12 protein-coding genes and 1 tRNA gene are annotated in these 16,043 nt (G+C 39.2%); 10 read left to right on the top strand and 3 right to left on the bottom strand.

Annotated elements, in window-relative coordinates; genetic code table 11:
• Positions 1-72 precede the first annotated feature (72 nt).
• The 3 genes from HMPREF0549_RS04740 (at position 73) to HMPREF0549_RS04730 (ending at position 5,106) form a co-directional block, all read left to right on the top strand.
• On the top strand, positions 73-1,848 hold the full coding sequence (locus HMPREF0549_RS04740) for a 1-deoxy-D-xylulose-5-phosphate synthase (protein WP_003717127.1): 1,776 nt from the start codon (positions 73-75) through the stop codon (positions 1,846-1,848).
• Between the two features lie 76 nt (positions 1,849-1,924).
• Positions 1,925-3,439: a hypothetical protein gene (locus HMPREF0549_RS04735; RefSeq protein ID WP_040531218.1), complete on the top strand. Its 1,515-nt coding sequence runs from the start codon at positions 1,925-1,927 to the stop codon at positions 3,437-3,439.
• Between the two features lie 287 nt (positions 3,440-3,726).
• Complete coding sequence (locus HMPREF0549_RS04730; protein ID WP_040531214.1) at positions 3,727-5,106, top strand: amino acid permease; 1,380 nt, start codon at positions 3,727-3,729, stop codon at positions 5,104-5,106.
• Between the two features lie 59 nt (positions 5,107-5,165).
• Here HMPREF0549_RS04730 and HMPREF0549_RS04725 read toward each other — a convergent pair whose 3' ends face one another.
• A complete protein-coding gene (locus tag HMPREF0549_RS04725) occupies positions 5,166-5,996 on the bottom strand; it encodes a DNA/RNA non-specific endonuclease (RefSeq protein ID WP_003717124.1) in 831 nt (276 codons plus the stop codon).
• Between the two features lie 181 nt (positions 5,997-6,177).
• On the opposite strand from HMPREF0549_RS04725, the gene HMPREF0549_RS04720 reads away from it, so the two are divergent.
• The 4 genes from HMPREF0549_RS04720 (at position 6,178) to HMPREF0549_RS09875 (ending at position 11,437) form a co-directional block, all read left to right on the top strand.
• The gene (locus HMPREF0549_RS04720; RefSeq protein WP_040531211.1) at positions 6,178-7,953 is read left to right on the top strand and encodes an oleate hydratase; all 1,776 of its coding nucleotides are present in this window, start codon (positions 6,178-6,180) and stop codon (positions 7,951-7,953) included.
• Between the two features lie 119 nt (positions 7,954-8,072).
• Positions 8,073-10,388 (top strand): Aq_aa27 family P-loop NTPase, encoded by a 2,316-nt coding sequence (locus HMPREF0549_RS04715; RefSeq protein ID WP_003717122.1) that lies wholly within the window; start codon positions 8,073-8,075, stop codon positions 10,386-10,388.
• A gap of 21 nt (positions 10,389-10,409) precedes the next feature.
• On the top strand, positions 10,410-11,255 hold the full coding sequence (locus HMPREF0549_RS04710) for an alpha/beta hydrolase (protein ID WP_003717121.1): 846 nt from the start codon (positions 10,410-10,412) through the stop codon (positions 11,253-11,255).
• A 17-nt stretch (positions 11,256-11,272) separates the two neighbouring features.
• Positions 11,273-11,437, top strand: coding sequence for a hypothetical protein (locus tag HMPREF0549_RS09875; RefSeq protein WP_003717120.1), 165 nt, complete (start codon positions 11,273-11,275; stop codon positions 11,435-11,437).
• Between the two features lie 285 nt (positions 11,438-11,722).
• Here the strand turns inward: HMPREF0549_RS09875 and HMPREF0549_RS04705 are convergent, their stop codons facing one another.
• Entirely contained in the window at positions 11,723-13,132 is a 1,410-nt protein-coding gene (locus tag HMPREF0549_RS04705; RefSeq protein ID WP_003717118.1) for a DHA2 family efflux MFS transporter permease subunit, read from the bottom strand.
• An 80-nt stretch (positions 13,133-13,212) separates the two neighbouring features.
• On the opposite strand from HMPREF0549_RS04705, the gene HMPREF0549_RS04700 reads away from it, so the two are divergent.
• A complete protein-coding gene (locus HMPREF0549_RS04700) occupies positions 13,213-13,737 on the top strand; it encodes a nucleoside 2-deoxyribosyltransferase (RefSeq protein ID WP_003717117.1) in 525 nt (174 codons plus the stop codon).
• A 97-nt stretch (positions 13,738-13,834) separates the two neighbouring features.
• Here HMPREF0549_RS04700 and HMPREF0549_RS04695 read toward each other — a convergent pair whose 3' ends face one another.
• Entirely contained in the window at positions 13,835-14,647 is an 813-nt protein-coding gene (locus HMPREF0549_RS04695; RefSeq protein ID WP_040531202.1) for an HAD-IIB family hydrolase, read from the bottom strand.
• 93 nt (positions 14,648-14,740) lie between these two features.
• Here HMPREF0549_RS04695 and HMPREF0549_RS04690 point away from each other — a divergent pair.
• A tRNA-Arg gene (locus HMPREF0549_RS04690) sits at positions 14,741-14,812 on the top strand.
• A gap of 817 nt (positions 14,813-15,629) precedes the next feature.
• Positions 15,630-16,043 (top strand): peptide-methionine (R)-S-oxide reductase MsrB (gene msrB, locus HMPREF0549_RS04680; protein ID WP_040531199.1); only part of this gene is annotated, 414 nt, incomplete at its 3' end.

Below are 16,043 nucleotides of genomic sequence, written 5' to 3'. Positions count from 1 at the left end.
GTTTTAAATTATCTTTACAAAAAAATATTAAATATCTAAATAAGCAACAAACGATTAGAAAGGGTGGCACAGATGAATCGACATCCAGATTACCTTCTAAACCGGGTTAATGAACCGGCTGATATTAAATCAATGTCTCTTGAACAGCTAAAGCAGTTAGCAACTGAAATGCGTCAGCTGGTTCTTGAGCGGGATGCAGCAATTGGGGGACACGTTGGCCCAAACCTTGGAATTATGGAAACAACGATTGCATATCATTATGTTTTTGATTCTCCTCACGACAAGGTTGTTTGGGATGTTTCTCACCAATGTTATCCGCATAAAATGTTAACCGGTAGAAAGATCGGCTTTATGGATCCAGATCATTATGAGGACATTTCTGGATATACTTCTCCTGAAGAAAGTGTCCATGACTTTTTTGAAATTGGACACACTTCGACGTCCGTTTCATTGGCAGTTGGCCTGGCACAAGCACGTGATTTAATGCATCCTGACTCCACTGATAATATCGTTGCGGTAATTGGTGATGGCTCGCTAAGCGGTGGGTTAGCCTTTGAAGGATTGAATAATGCGGCTAAGCTCCATTCTAATTTGATTATTGTTGTTAACGATAATCAAATGGCAATCGATAAGGATCAGGGTGGTCTTTATCAAGGGCTGAAGGAATTACGTGATACTAATGGTAAGGCAGAGAATAACATTTTCAAATTCATGGGCCTAGACTATAAGTATGTTGCTGATGGTAATGACCTTCAGACAATGATCGATGCCTTTAAGGAAGTTAAAGATATTGATCACCCAATTGTCCTTCATGTTAATACTTTAAAGGGTAAGGGATATAAGCCAGCCGTTGAAGATAAGATGGATTGGCACTGGCAGCCACCATTTGATATTAAAACTGGTGAGGTTAAGAAGCAGGAAAGCACTGAAAACTATAGTGACGCAATCTTGACTGAGTTAGGACATCAAATTGATGACGGAGTACCGGTAGTTGCTCTAAATGCGGCTATTCCTGGTGTCTTTAACCTCAAGAAGTTCCAAGCTAAGTACCCTGATCACTATTTTGATGTGGGCATCGCTGAACAAGACTCCATCACTACTGCAGTCGCCATGGCAACTGCTGGTGCACGCCCAGTTGTCTTTCAAAATAGTACGTTCCTTCAACGGGCATACGATCAATTGATCCATGATATGGCTCTTAATGATGCACCAGTAGTAATGATTGTCAGAGGTGGGACAATTGCAACGAATTCTGCTACTCACCAGGGAACGTTTGATATTTCAATGATTTCCAACTTGCCAAACATTGAATATCTTGCCCCAACGAACGTTGAAGAATTGATTTCAATGTTAAAGTGGGCCCTTAGCCAAACCGAACAACCAGTGATAATTCGGGAACCCGAAAAGAAACTCCTTCACGGAAAAGTTAGTCAAGATGATTACAGTGTTATTCATTATGACGTAGCGCGTGAAGGTAGTGAAGTTGCTATTATGGCTGTTGGTGACTTTTGGCAATTAGGACTTGATGTCTGTGATCAACTGCAAAAGAAGTTAAATATTAACGCAACTTTGATTAACCCGAAGTCCTTAACCGGAATTGATCAAAGTTATCTGCACCACCTTTCAGAAAATCATGATGTTGTTGTTACCTTGGAAGATGGTAACGTTAGCGGGGGCTTTGGTGAGACTATTTCTCGTTATTATGGACCTAAAGCAATGAAAGTCTTGAACTTCGGTGCTCCTCGTGAATTTGCTGATAACGTTCCACTAGAAGTCCTTTATGAGTGGTATCATTTAACACCAGATCAAATTGTTGATGACATTGAAAAGGTTATTCACGCCCTTTAAAATAAAATTTTTTTCGTGCAAAAAGAGATTCCTTCCGTATTGGTATTATGTAAGCCAATTTGGGAGGAATTTTTTAATGAGTAATAAAAAATCAATTATTAAGCAATGTGTTGGGATTACTTCCGCAACAGTTCTAATGACAATGGCAGTTTCGGTTGGCACTGGTCACGGTGCAAGTCAGAAACCAAGTCAAATCACCAGTAGCCAGCAGCTAGACAATCAGAATGAGATTCGTCAAATTACGAGGATCATTAAAATTGGTGATCCTTATAAGGGGATGCAGACGGTTAAGCAGACGGTCACTTTTAAAAGGATTGCTAATAATTGGCAACCACAGGCACCTAGTATTTGGCCGTCATTTTTTACACCAAATTATGACGATTTTGAACCAAGTATTCTGCAGGTGCAAGCACAGCCAGTATCAGCAGATGATTCTGATCAAACCATTTCAGTAACATATCATCAATATAAGATTACAGATCGGGAACGGTTAGTTGAAGCTCGACCATCATTTTATGGCTATGATGAAAACTTTAAATTTACGGGAAAGGTTTTGAATACTACGACACTTAAGGTTGGTCAATGGTATGATGTTCCTCCTGCACCAAAGGGATTTGAATATTGTTTTCCTGAGTCAGTGCCAAAGCGCCTTAAGCTATACCAAAGTAGACAAGAACCATTTAAACTTGTAATTCGGCCGCTTCAAAAGCTTAACGAACAACCAGGAGGAAAAAAGGACGATCAGGAAGCAACAAACAATGAACAACTAATCACTCAGCCAGAAGAAAAGAAGTTGGTAACCACTGGAAGCCAAACGGAATTACTAACTAGTAATGATAGTGAAACGCAAACAACCGTAGCTCAACAACAAGATCAGGGACAGCAGACAGCTCCTCCAAGCAGTAAGGATGAAGAGACTCAAAGTAAGCAGTTGGGAAAAGATACTGAAAGCCAAACGGATAACCATGAAATTAGTACCAGTGATACTCAAACTGAGGAAGTTAACGTTGAACAGCAAGAAAGTCAAACTAATGAAGTGCAAAAAAATGATCATGCTACCCAAACAGAGTTAGTGGATGAAAAACAACCGAACCAGAGTAGAATTGAGGAAAAGGTTGATCCGGTGTCACAAGTTGCCTTAATGGGGGATGACCATCGCCCTAATCATGCTAAACATGAAAGTAAAAATAATGCTAATAAGGTAGCCAAAGAAACCCAGACAGAAGCAGTTCTGCGTCCTAATTCAGAATCCCAGAAAGAACAAGAAACCCAAACAACAGAAGCCAAACCGGAAACTGATAACCAGCAAGTGGCAGAATCGACGCAACATGATGTCCAAACACCTCGCAACCAGCAATCTGACAATGAAGAAACGTCAATGAGAGATGCGGATATTCAAAAAATTCTTGATCAAGATTCAGCTTCTTTAAGAGAATTAGGCAGTAGCAAGAATAAGGATAAACGACAAAAAACAAGTCTGCCACAAACCGGGAACCAGACAGATAATCGAACAACATTTGTTGGGTTAGTAATCACTGGACTAGTTACCATTATTACAATGCTTTTCTGGAAGCAACGAAGGAAAGAATAAAAAAATATTAAAAAAGACTTGCATTTTTAATTTTCTAATAGTATTCTAATGACATTGAAAGAAATGAATTGGAGGAATTAATTATGTCAAGTCAAAAAGCAATTATTCAACGTCTAACCTCCACCTCAACCACAACAACTACCGTGGTTGAGTACCTTTAATATTTAATAAATTCTGTAAGTTAACAGCTATCCAGAAGTTACTCAACCGCCTATCAAATGATTTGAACCTGGTTGAGAGGGACTTTTTGGGTAGCTTTTTTAGTTGAAGGAAATGAGGAGTTAGACATGAGTGAAAATAAAGCAAAACTAAATCGGACGATGACGCCTGGACAGATGGAAATGATTGCGATTGGTGGAACAATCGGTAGTGGTCTTTTCATGGGGGCTACTTCCACTATTAAGTGGACTGGTCCTTCCGTTCTGCTGGCATATGCCTTTGTTGGCTTAGTTCTTTATGGTGTTATGCGGGCTCTTGGAGAATTAATTTATATTAGTCCAGGAACTGGTTCCTTTGCGGATTACGGTTCAAAGTATATTCATCCAGTTGCTGGATATTTAACGAAGTGGAGTAACGTCTTCCAATTTATTATTGTTGGGATCTCTGACATTATCGCAATGAGTCAATACCTAAATTATTGGTGGCCAAACCTTCCAGACTGGATTTCTGGATTAATAATGATTATTATTTTGACGTTAGCAAACCTAGCATCAGCAAAAGCATATGGCCGACTGGAATTCTGGTTTGCGATGATTAAGGTTGTCACGATTATTGCCATGATCATCCTAGGCTTATTGGTTATCGTTCTTGGGTTGGGTAATAACTGGCATCCAGTTGGAATCTCTAATCTGTGGTCCCACGGTGGTTTCTTCACTGGTGGCTTTATGGGCTTTATGTTCTCACTATCAGTAATTGCAGGTTCTTACCAGGGAATTGAGTTATTAGGGATCACTGCTGGTGAAGCTGAATCACCGCGGCATGCGATTGTAAAATCAGTTAAGTCTGTTATCTGGCGGATTTTAATCTTCTATATCGGTGCAATTTTCGTAATTGTTTCTATTTACCCATGGAATCAATTGAAGTCAGTTGGTTCACCATTCGTTGAAACCTTTACGAAAGTTGGGATCACTGGGGCAGCCGGAATCATTAACTTTGTTGTTTTAACGGCAGCTCTTTCTGGTGCTAACTCTGGTATTTACAGTGCTAGTCGGATGCTGTTCAAGCTTTCTGTTGATGGGGAAGTACCAAAGTTCTTTAGTAAGCTTTCTAAACGGGTTGTTCCTAATGTCGCAATCCTCACGATTTCTTTCTGGATCTTCCTTGGCTTTGTTGTTAATGAATTAATGTCAATCTTTAGTTCTGCTGCTCAAAATATTTTCGTTATTGTATATAGTTCTAGTGTTCTTCCGGGGATGGTACCATGGTTTATCATTCTCTTGTCTGAGCTTCACTTCAGAAAAGAACATCCTGAACAACTTAAGGATCACCCATTTAAGATGCCGCTTTATCCGGCTTACAACTACTTTAGTCTGATCGCTCTAACGGTTATTCTCCTCTTCATGTTCTTTAACCCCGACACTCGGGTTTCAGTATCAGTTGGTGTTATCTTCCTGATCATCATGAGTATTATCTACCGTGTTCGAGTGCACGAAGGAAAAGAAAAGTAAAAAGATTAATTAAGGCAGCTTTTGTAAGTCCCCTTAAACAGGATTTACAAAGCTGCCTTTTAATTTTGCTTTACTGCGCCAGTTGAATAGTTAATCGTAATATTTCTTTGGACATTTGGCACGAAAACATTATATTCTAAAGAGCCATCGCTAGACTTAGCTTCGATGTGAACACCAGCCGGAACAATATTATTACCGTCATAAATATTTGTGACCCGGTAGCGAACTTGTTTATTTTGATCTAGTGCTTTTCGGACCAGACCTTCATAGTAGTTTTGTCCTGTTGAATTTTTATTTCGTGCTTCATTTGCCCAGGCAGTTTGCGTGGCAATATTAGATGGATTTGATTCGGATGCATCAAATCCATGAATACCGCCAACTAGCGCATAACCAAGAAGGTGTCCCCGATCGTATGCGTGATTGTACCCACCCTTAAGATTATGAGCCTGAAGAAAACCAGCTGGTCGCCAATTCGTAGCACCATTCCCAGTAGCAGTTCGATTTTTATATTGACGAGTTGTTCTGTTTAACCAGGCATCACCTTGCCAGGCTCTTCCTTGGCGGTCAAGATGATTTACAGCATAGGGAGCACTTGCAATCTTAGCGTTAAGATTAGTTTGGTTATTATTAATAATAAATGCACCAGCTTTATTCCAAGTAATTGCAGTACCAAGTTGTTGGCGAACAGCCGGAGTCAAAACTGAACTAGCCTGTTCCTGAGTTGGTGGCAATGTTTTTTGATAGCTGTGACTAGTTTTCTTCCAGTATGCAATTTTACTAATATGGTTTAATGAAGCACTCGTTAGCTTAGGCTGCTGGATAACTCCAGTAACTATTAATAAACCAACAAGAGCAAATAAAAGGTGATAGAGTCGTTTTCTAAATTTCATAAATTTACTCCATTTCTCATGATTTCAATATCTATTTTACTAGTTTGAACATACGTTTGGAATGATTATTTAGAATTAATTTATAAGTTCATTTTGCTTAATAAAATTGACACTTTCAACCGCTTTCACTAAAATTAAGGTAGTTATGATGCACTTGTTTACTGAGAAGGGAGTCGTCAAAATGTATTATTCAAACGGGAATTATGAGGCCTTTGCTCGGCCAAAGAAGCCTGCTGGCGTCGATAAGAAACACGCCTACATTATTGGTGGTGGGTTAGCTGGCTTATCAGCAGCCGTGTTTTTAATTCGTGATGCTCAAATGCCGGGTGAGAATATTCATATTTTAGAGGAATTACCAGTTGCCGGTGGTTCACTTGATGGTGAAGATCGTCCTGGAATTGGTTTTGTTACTCGTGGGGGACGGGAAATGGAGAACCACTTCGAGTGTATGTGGGACATGTACCGTTCAATCCCATCACTTGAAATTCCAGGTGCTTCCTACCTTGATGAATATTACTGGTTGGATAAGGAAGATCCAAACAGCTCTAACTGTCGTTTAACCTATAACCGGGGGAATGAAGTTCCGTCGGACGGTAAATATGGCCTAAGTAAGAAGGCAATTAAAGAGTTGACTAAGCTTATTATGACTCCTGAGGAAAAGCTGGGAAGGGAGACCATTGGCGAATACTTCTCTGATGATTTCTTTGAAAGCAACTTCTGGGTTTATTGGTCAACAATGTTTGCGTTTGAACGGTGGCACTCCTTAGCCGAAATGCGTCGTTACATGATGCGGTTTATTCACCATATTGATGGTTTACCGGACTTCACTGCACTGAAATTTAATAAGTATAACCAATATGAATCAATGACCAAGCCGCTATTAGCCTACCTGAAAGATCATCATGTCAAGATTGAATATGATACCCAGGTAAAGAACGTTATTGTTGATACTCAGGGCCATCAAAAGCACGCTAAGCGGATCTTATTAACTCAAGCGGGTAAAGATAAAGTCATTGAATTAACGGATGATGATCTAGTCTTCGCCACAAATGGTTCAATTACGGAAAGTTCTACCTACGGAAGTCACCATCAGGCAGCTCGACCAACACAAGCACTTGGTGGCAGTTGGAAATTATGGGAAAATCTAGCTCGACAGTCAGCTGATTTTGGTCATCCTGACGTCTTTTGTAAGAATCTTCCGGGAAGAAGTTGGTTCATTTCCGCTACCGCAACCGTTAAGAATCCGCAAGTTGAACCGTATATTGAACGGTTAACTAAACGGGATCTCCATGATGGCAAAGTTAATACTGGTGGGATCATTACGGTTACGGACTCTAATTGGATGCTTTCCTGGACGATTCACCGTCAACCACACTTCAAGAAACAAAAGGAAAACGAAACCATTGTTTGGATTTATGGCCTGTACTCTAATACAAAGGGGAACTATATTAAGAAACGGATCGTTGATTGTACCGGTGAGGAGATTACCAAGGAATGGCTATACCATCTTGGGGTTCCTGAAGCATTAATTGATGATTTGGCTAAGGAAAGTTCAATTAATACTGTTCCGGTATATATGCCATTCGTCACTAGTTACTTCATGCCACGGGTTAAGGGCGACCGTCCAGATGTTGTTCCGGAGGGTTCTGCTAACCTGGCATTCATTGGTAACTTTGCCGAGTCACCTAGTCGTGATACCGTATTTACCACGGAATACTCCGTACGGACTGCAATGGAAGCTGTTTACACTCTATTAGATGTTGACCGTGGTGTCCCAGAAGTCTTCAACTCCATTTATGATCTTCGGGAACTAATGCGGGCAATGTATTACATGAACGATAAGAAACCGTTAAAGGACATGGATTTGCCAATTCCAAAGATTGTTGAAAAGCCGCTACTAAAGAAGCTCCAGGGAACGTGGATTGGTGAATTAATGGAGCAACAGCACTTACTATAAAGATGAAAGAAGCTGGAAATTTCCGGCTCCTTTTTTATATAGCTTATCGGGGAACCACTTGCAAAAAGGGATTAAATAGTCGAAAATAAAACTAATATATTTATTGATAGTAAAGGATTATGGTCATGACAGAAACTGCTGATATAAGAAAAATTCATATTGTTTTTGATGGTCAAGAAACACCACCGTTAAAGATCCACCAATTATTTGATTCACAAAAATACGATCAATTAATTGCGGTAACTGGGGAGATTACTGCTGACTTTATTAATAAGTACCTTAGTAAGTTTATCAGTATTGATGTGGCGTTAAGCTCTCATTCAACAAGTGAATTAAGTGCTGATGAGATGGTAACGAAGGTTGCACTTACCAACGCTCTCCTTAGTTCAGCTAATAAAGAAGCTGCCAAACTCTTTTCAGCGCTAACAAGTGATAATCAAACCAATGTCCTCAATAATCTTTTTCGCGTATCAATCGCGCCAACTCAGGTTATTCATTCTAAGTTTTACTTGTTAAGCAATTCAACCACTCATGATACCCGTGTGATTCTTGGAAGTGTGGATTTAGATGAGGCTTCATTTGATGCTCACCGAAATCAATTTGAAGAAGTATTGGTATTTGATAATGATGTCCGCTTATACCAAAACCTTGCTGACCATTTTAAGAAGGATTTAAGGCCAGTCTTGAAGCCTTTCTTTACTTCAAATTTGGTAAAAGCAGCTCAAAAGCAGGTTGAAGAGGGAAAAAAGGATCAGGATAGCGGTAAGCAGTCAGTCAAGGGACCGGTTATCCTTGATAATGAGACGACAGATAAGATCGCCGAAACAGACATGGTGGATCTATTGAAGCATGATCTTCAGCATGACATTGACCATAATCTTGTTCCTGAAATGATCACAAAGTCAATGCGTGATATTACCATGGATCGATCTCAAGCAAAGGAAAAAATTGCCAAGCAGGTTAAGCAGCATGATACGATCTATACTTTACAAAAAGAAGCGGTCTCTCCTCGGGCTGCTAAGCCAAAACTAAAGACTCGAGAAAAAATTACCAAGCAGGTTCAGGATGCTTTGATCAGTGGAATGTCACCACAACAACGGGATGCCGAGAAAAAATACACAACTTTCCTGTATGATCGGCCAATGGAACGGAACATTGCAAATAACAATAGTGGCCTTTATGTTCCTAACGATACAGGAACACACCCAATTCCGTTCGGCAAAATCGCGACTATTTCTGAAATTCGTGACGGTTTAAAGAGTATTGATGCTGTTATGAAAGGTTACCAGCAGTTTGTCGTTGATTATGATGCTGATTATGGGAAACGGTTCTTTGAAGCAATTTTGTATAGCTTTACTGCACCATTTTTATGGGAAATTCGTTCTAAAACTAGTTTGAATCCAGAAGATGGAAATGACGTTCCTAATTTCTTAATTTTAGGGGCAACAGCTGGTTCAGGGAAGTCAACCCTTCTCCGGATTATTAATCAGCTTACGTGGAATACCGATCGCTCATTAATTGACTTTGGAACAATTTACCCGTCCCAAACCCCGCAAAAGAAGGCAAAGACTGTTGAAGCGATGGAACATTATGTGAAACTCGGCAGTTCATACCCGGTTTTGTTAGATGAAATTGAACCATACTTCTTCCAACAAGATCAATATAGTCGGCACTTGATTGTTGACATTATGAATGAACTTGTAAACCATCCCCACCCAATTGCTCCATTAATTGGAACAACTAATTATGACTCAGGCTTTACCATGCTTCGGGAAACCGCTCGGCGTACTTATTACCTGCAAATTGATAAGGTCATTGATGAATCACAAAAAGGAGCAGCTAACCAGTATATCTTTAATGTTCGAAAGACGTTGAATAACACGCTTTTTAAGGATTTTGTAATGCGGATGGCTAACCTTCTTGAAGATGATGAAACACCATGGCGAGACTTCAATTCAGCTACGGGAAGACTCGATTTTCTTGCTATGACTAGGCAGTTATTTAAGAACTATTATGAAATGGCTAATCTTCCATTGCCCGATTACTTCTCCGAGACAATCTGTGATGACTTTAAGGAAAGTTCGCGAAATCGGTGGGCTAAACTTTACCTGACCCAGCAAGATGATTTCCAGTATCGTCAGGGGGATGATAGTTTACTATTCGATATTTCAAAGCTGAACACGTTTAACGGGTTTACGGCTGATAGTATTGAAAAATACCGGAATGCTTTGCCGATCGAACTATGCGTAGACGGAATTAATGGTAAACGGGGGAAGTTTGTTGAAATCAAGGCTCCGGAATTCTTCCGTTGGATTGGTGAACATAATCCTTACGAGAAAGAAACCACGGTTGTGAATAATGATGAGCAATCAACTGCTACTGTTGAAGAAGAAAAGCCAAAGAAGAAAGGGTTCTGGGCCCGTTTGTTTGGTTAAAACGAACCGAGATGATAATGAATGCGACGGCTAGTAAAGAGCTTTGCTGCAATTATTAGTATTTTATTAATACTAGTATTAATTATTCAATTTATCGTACTTTTGCCGTTACCTAATCATTCATTACGAACTAGCAACGAGAGATCAACTATTCGTTATAGTGAAACGCCAACAGTAATGATTCCCGGCTGGGGAGGCAATACAACCACTTATCGTCGAATGACCCGATACTTTGAAAAACATAATTATGCGCAAAAGGTAATGACAGTTTGGGCTTCGCCAACTGGAACTGTTAAGACTGGTGGCGATTTCCATCAGCAGAAAAATTCCCTTATTCAAGTGCTATATAATTGGAATTATAATGCTTCCTACCATCCTCAGGTTCACCAACTAATTAGAGTACTCCAACTTCTTCATGATCGTTACCACATTAAACGAATGAATGTGATTGCTCACTCCTATGGGGGAACTGAATTTATTCATGCCTATATGGGTTCAAAACAACTGCAAAAAGATATTCAACTCCGCAAAGTTGTTTTTCTCGGCGTACCGGTTGAGGAAAGCTTTGGGGTTAAAGTTAAATTTGTTCCTAATTTAAACCGTAAATCAAAGGATCGTAATTTCCGGCAGTTAGAGTGCCAAATGAGGAAGTGGCGTCCTAATTCTACCGTTAAGATTCTTAATATAATGGGTGGGAACGACGAGGAAGTCCCACGGATCCAATCTGAAATGCTTCAATCACTTGTTAAAATTCATCCAGAGATCCGGTATCAGCAAGTAGTTGTTCCGAAAACTAACCATTTTCAGCTTCATGACCGAAAAATAATTTTACAACGAGTTGGCCAGATGCTATGGGGGAAAGATTAATATAAGGACGTGATTTAATGCAAAAAGAGCATGGTCAAGTGACCGGAATCATTTGGTGCGGTCCAGAAGATTTAGCGGTTTATCAACTAGTTAAACAATATGCAGAAAAGCAATCATTAACGGTTTCTGCAGCGGCTAAAGAATTGGTAAAAATTGGTCTTAAAGACGTAATGACAAAATAAAACAGAGCATTGCTACTTCTTTCTCTTAGTTAGGGGACAGAATAGCAAAGCTCTGTTTTTATTTTTACTTATTTTTTAGGTAAAATGCCAAGCATATTAATAGTAGTAAGACAATAATTGCCAAACGCGGGTTTAATTTGAACAGCTCATGCATTGCATGGACTTCACCGATACCAACAGGCAATGAAGGTAACAATAATACCAACTCCTTATAGTTAATAGGTGGTTGGTATTATTATCAGCATTTTGCTAAGAAATTGCAACTGATAGCTACTAGTTAATATCTTACGTTTCCTTAGCCCGATCTTGAAGCCTAAAAGAAAGGATTAGGGCAATTATGACCAAGACAAGTGTAAAGTAAATTCCATAATGGAACCCATTAGTAAATTTAACGGCTGCAGTACCATTAATATTTTTTTGACCAAGTTCGAGGAAACTAGTCGCAAATGCGGTTGCCAATGCGCCAACAATTTGCTGGAGAGTATTGAGAATTGTACTTCCGTCTGCAGATTCGAGGCCATTTAGGGAATTTAGCGAACTAGTTTGTGCAGGAGACATTGCAAGGGGACAACCAATCATTAGAATGACATGAGCCGCAATGATATAGCCAACTGATGAATGTTCCGAGGTGCAAGCGAACATAATGGCTCCGATTAACGCAATAACTAAGCCAAACATTACTGGTTTCCTAGCACCGATATTATCGTAAAGTCGTCCGGCAAGGGCAGATGTAACGGCATTAATCACTCCCCCAGGAAGCATAATCATACCAGTAAGAGCGACCGGAATTAACAAACCATTTTGCAGGTAATTTGGTAATAAGTACATTGCAGAAAGGATGATCCCGAAATCGAGCATCACTAATAAAGCTCCTGTTCTAAAGGCAGGAATCTTAAATAACCTTAAATTAAGAATCGGTTCCGTTAAGTGGAGTTGGCCGTGAACATAGAATCCTAGAACAACTACCCCGACTATTAGTGCTGAGAGAACAGGGACTGATAACCAGCCATCACGACTAGAAAGACTAGCGCCAATAACTAAACCGGAGAAGCCAATTGCGGATTCAATAATGGAAAGCCAATCAACGTGTGGCTTTGTAATGTTATTGACGTTCTCTAATGAAGTCATCGCGAAAATTAACGCTAAGGCTAAGAAAGGAATAAATAACCAGAAGATCCAACGCCAGGAGAGTTTAGCAAGAATTAGTCCGGTAAGTGTTGGACCAATTGCTGGTGCAAACATAATCACTAATGCACAAATTCCTAGAACAGCACCAAGTTTTTGGGGCGGAAAGATTTGCATTGCTACGGCAAACATTAACGGGAGAATCAAACCAGTTCCAATCCCCTGTACCATTCGGCCAATTAGCACTCCCGGGAAATTATTTGCACAAGCAGAGATAACCGCTCCGATAATAAAGCTCGCTAAACCAAAGATAATGATCTGACGAGTTGTAAACCATTTTGAAATTAGGCTTGATAAGGGAAGAATAATTCCAATAACAAGCATATATCCAGTAACTAACCACTGAATTGTTGCCATATTTACACGTAAGGACAACATTAACTTGGGGAGTGCAATATTAAGTGAGGTTTCACTTAGCATCCCCACAAAAGCCCCTAATAGCATCGCTACCATTGCTAGTTTAGGATGCGAAAGCTGCTTTCGTGCAGTATTATTTTGAGTATTATCCATTATATCTCTTCACTCCTTTACTCAACGATTGATTAGTCTACCAGATTTAAAATTTTTTCGTAAGCACTTTTTTCATTCATATGCTAAAATATGATCTGATTGTTTTAATTAGAGGAGGAAATTTCGTGGGTCAAAAGACAAAGACTGTTTACTTCTGCGCCGGTTGGTTTACAGATAATCAAAACAAGGCTTATAAGGATGCAATGGAAGCAATTAAGGAAAATCCAACGGTTGATGTAGAAAATTCATATGTTCCATTAGAGCATCAATATAAGGGGCTTAGGGTTGATGAACATCCTGAGTTGTTAGAGGACCGTGAATGGGCAACAGCCACCTATAATGGTGACCGAGTTGGTGTTTCAACCAGTGATTTATTATTAGCTGTTTATATTCCTAAAGAAGAAGATGTCGGAATGGGTGTTGAACTGGGGATGGCTTCCGCACTTGGTAAGCACATCCTGGTTGTTATTCCAGATGAAGATTGGGGAAAGCCGATTAACCTGATGAGTTGGGGAATTGCTGACCAATTCATTAAAATGTCTGAATTAGCGTCTTTTGATTTTAACAAACCAGCCTTTAACTTCTATGATGGGGCTGTTTACTAATTTAACGAGCCAAGACTAAAAAAACAGTGTCCACGATATAAGAATTGGTGAGACACTGTTTTTTATTTTTTAAGTTTACATAATATATTTTCAATTGTTAACGTAAGAATTGATTCTCAATTTCATAAAGTAAACCATCATGATTGTTATCACGTTGAGTAATCTGGTCAGCAACTCGCTTTAAGTCAGGGGTAGCGTTTTTCATTGCGAAGCCGGTACCACTTTCTTGGATCATTTCAAGATCATTGCTAGTATCCCCAAATGCAATCACGTCAGCAAGACTTCTACCAGGAAAATGACTAATCAGTTCTTTTAGTCCAGCTGCCTTGTTCACCCCATATGGTAAAATATCGATTCCACAGGCACCGCTATAAGTAGCCTGGACCATTTTAGGGAAAGCGTTGTTGATAGATTGAATTACTCTTTCAATTGCTGATAATTGCGGATGACTTTTAAACCAATTCAGGTTAACGTTATATATCGGTTCGTTAACCTGGGCGAGTGATGAGAAGTAGTGGTGATGGGGGTAGAATGGTACGGGAACATCTTTGAATTTGCTGCCAATAAAGGTATTTGAAGCCCCCGAAAGTGAAAAGAGATCCGGATGATAATTTTGCTGAACAAGAAACTCAATTAAATCTTTTAGTAGAGGTTGTGGATGGACATGGCTGATTACATCTTGCTCATTGATGACTATCCGGCCACCGTTTTCGGCAACAAATGTATCCACTGGGCATCCCTGGAAAATTGATTGAACAGCATCGTAGCTATTTCCCGTCGCAACGATTAGAAGAATTCTCTTGTTGAGAAGTTCCTGATAGTCACGGTTAAAGCGTTGCCGATCAAAATGATCATGGTCGTCGTATAAGGTGCCATCAATATCAATTGCGATGAATTTTTGTGGTAACATGGTATCCTCCTTTTTACTAGAGATTAAATTCTCTAGTTTTATCAATTACTACTTACTATTTTACTAGAAAAGGATTAAAATAAATTATGTAAGGCGCCCTTAGTGTAATGGATAGCACATGAGATTTCGGTCCTCATGATCCGAGTTCGACTCTCGGGGGGCGCATTGTTAATAAAACTTGATAAATCTTGAAGAGTCTATAATCGTTGATAATTAAATGGTTGTAGACCTATTGTTTTTTTAGGAATTCCCAAAAAACATCAAAAAATTTAATTTCTGCATATATATGTGAGCAGAATTATAGTTTATTTAAGCAAAAAAAGTCGATCATTTATTTGATCGACTCTTTTCATAAATACCTGACTTTGGCGCAAGGCCTCCATCAGTTAACGGTCTTACCGTTAATTCAATACATATATAATACTATTTTATATTTAAGTGGTCAATCATATGAGTAAGTATTGTGAAAAAGGTGTTCAGCTTAGTATTGTCAGCGTACCACTCTTTGTGACGGTGAAATCGTTTAATAAGCCTTTTTCCTTGTCTGATACGGTGTTCGCTCATTTTTTTACTTTCGATAATCTTGTGTAAGTAAAATAGCGAAATTAAATCATTTACTTTCAAATCTTGTAAATATCCATTTGAAACACCCATTAATCTTGTAAGAGGCAAGTTTAAAATAATAATTTACATTGTCTAGCATATATCGTGCGTCTTTAGTAGTTGTAATTTCAAACTTAATCCCTTTTTCTTGCATATGCTTAACAAGTTGAGCACTGTTTAACATTGGCTTATCCATTGGTGATATTACCTCACTTTTGTATTAATTAGTTTTTTAACGTCGATCATTTTGTTAGGCATAGGACGTAAATTGAATATATTTTTCAATAGAATAAAAGCATTTTTCTCGACATTAATCTATTAAGTATGGTTATCTTATAAGTGTAAAACAATCATGACTTTAAGGGGGGGGCGAAATCTCATGAATCAAGAACAGAAAAAAGAAGCATTAGCAAAATTAACGCCAACACAATATGCAGTTACCCAAGAAGCGGCAACGGAACGGCCATTTACAGGAAAGTACGATCATTTTGATCAACCTGGAATTTATGTAGATGTTGTCAGTGGTGAACCGTTGTTTTCTTCCTTAGATAAATATGATGCGGGATGTGGCTGGCCATCTTTCACGCAACCAATTAAGCACCGGGCAGTTAAAGAAAAACGTGATCAATCATTTGGAATGGAAAGAACTGAGGTCCGCAGTAAAGATAGTGATTCTCATTTAGGACATGTCTTCACCGATGGTCCGCAAGATCGTGGTGGATTACGATATTGCATCAATTCTGCCGCATTGCGATTTATCCCGGTTGACCAATTAGTTGCTCAAGGATATGGT

Origin of the sequence: Limosilactobacillus vaginalis DSM 5837 = ATCC 49540, assembly GCF_000159435.1 — a bacterium.
Classification (GTDB): Bacteria; Bacillota; Bacilli; order Lactobacillales; family Lactobacillaceae; genus Limosilactobacillus; species Limosilactobacillus vaginalis.
This window is presented reverse-complemented; position numbering and strand designations above follow the sequence as displayed.

Bases quoted from the DNA above. Each gene is read 5' to 3' on its own strand.
- HMPREF0549_RS04740 (WP_003717127.1), top strand. From the start codon at position 73: ATGAATCGACATCCAGATTACCTTCTAAACCGGGTTAATGAACCGGCT.
- HMPREF0549_RS04735 (WP_040531218.1), top strand. From the start codon at position 1,925: ATGAGTAATAAAAAATCAATTATTAAGCAATGTGTTGGGATTACTTCC.
- HMPREF0549_RS04730 (WP_040531214.1), top strand. From the start codon at position 3,727: ATGAGTGAAAATAAAGCAAAACTAAATCGGACGATGACGCCTGGACAG.
- HMPREF0549_RS04725 (WP_003717124.1), bottom strand. From the start codon at position 5,996: ATGAAATTTAGAAAACGACTCTATCACCTTTTATTTGCTCTTGTTGGT.
- HMPREF0549_RS04720 (WP_040531211.1), top strand. From the start codon at position 6,178: ATGTATTATTCAAACGGGAATTATGAGGCCTTTGCTCGGCCAAAGAAG.
- HMPREF0549_RS04715 (WP_003717122.1), top strand. From the start codon at position 8,073: ATGGTCATGACAGAAACTGCTGATATAAGAAAAATTCATATTGTTTTT.
- HMPREF0549_RS04710 (WP_003717121.1), top strand. From the start codon at position 10,410: ATGCGACGGCTAGTAAAGAGCTTTGCTGCAATTATTAGTATTTTATTA.
- HMPREF0549_RS09875 (WP_003717120.1), top strand. From the start codon at position 11,273: ATGCAAAAAGAGCATGGTCAAGTGACCGGAATCATTTGGTGCGGTCCA.
- HMPREF0549_RS04705 (WP_003717118.1), bottom strand. From the start codon at position 13,132: ATGGATAATACTCAAAATAATACTGCACGAAAGCAGCTTTCGCATCCT.
- HMPREF0549_RS04700 (WP_003717117.1), top strand. From the start codon at position 13,213: ATGCTAAAATATGATCTGATTGTTTTAATTAGAGGAGGAAATTTCGTG.
- HMPREF0549_RS04695 (WP_040531202.1), bottom strand. From the start codon at position 14,647: ATGTTACCACAAAAATTCATCGCAATTGATATTGATGGCACCTTATAC.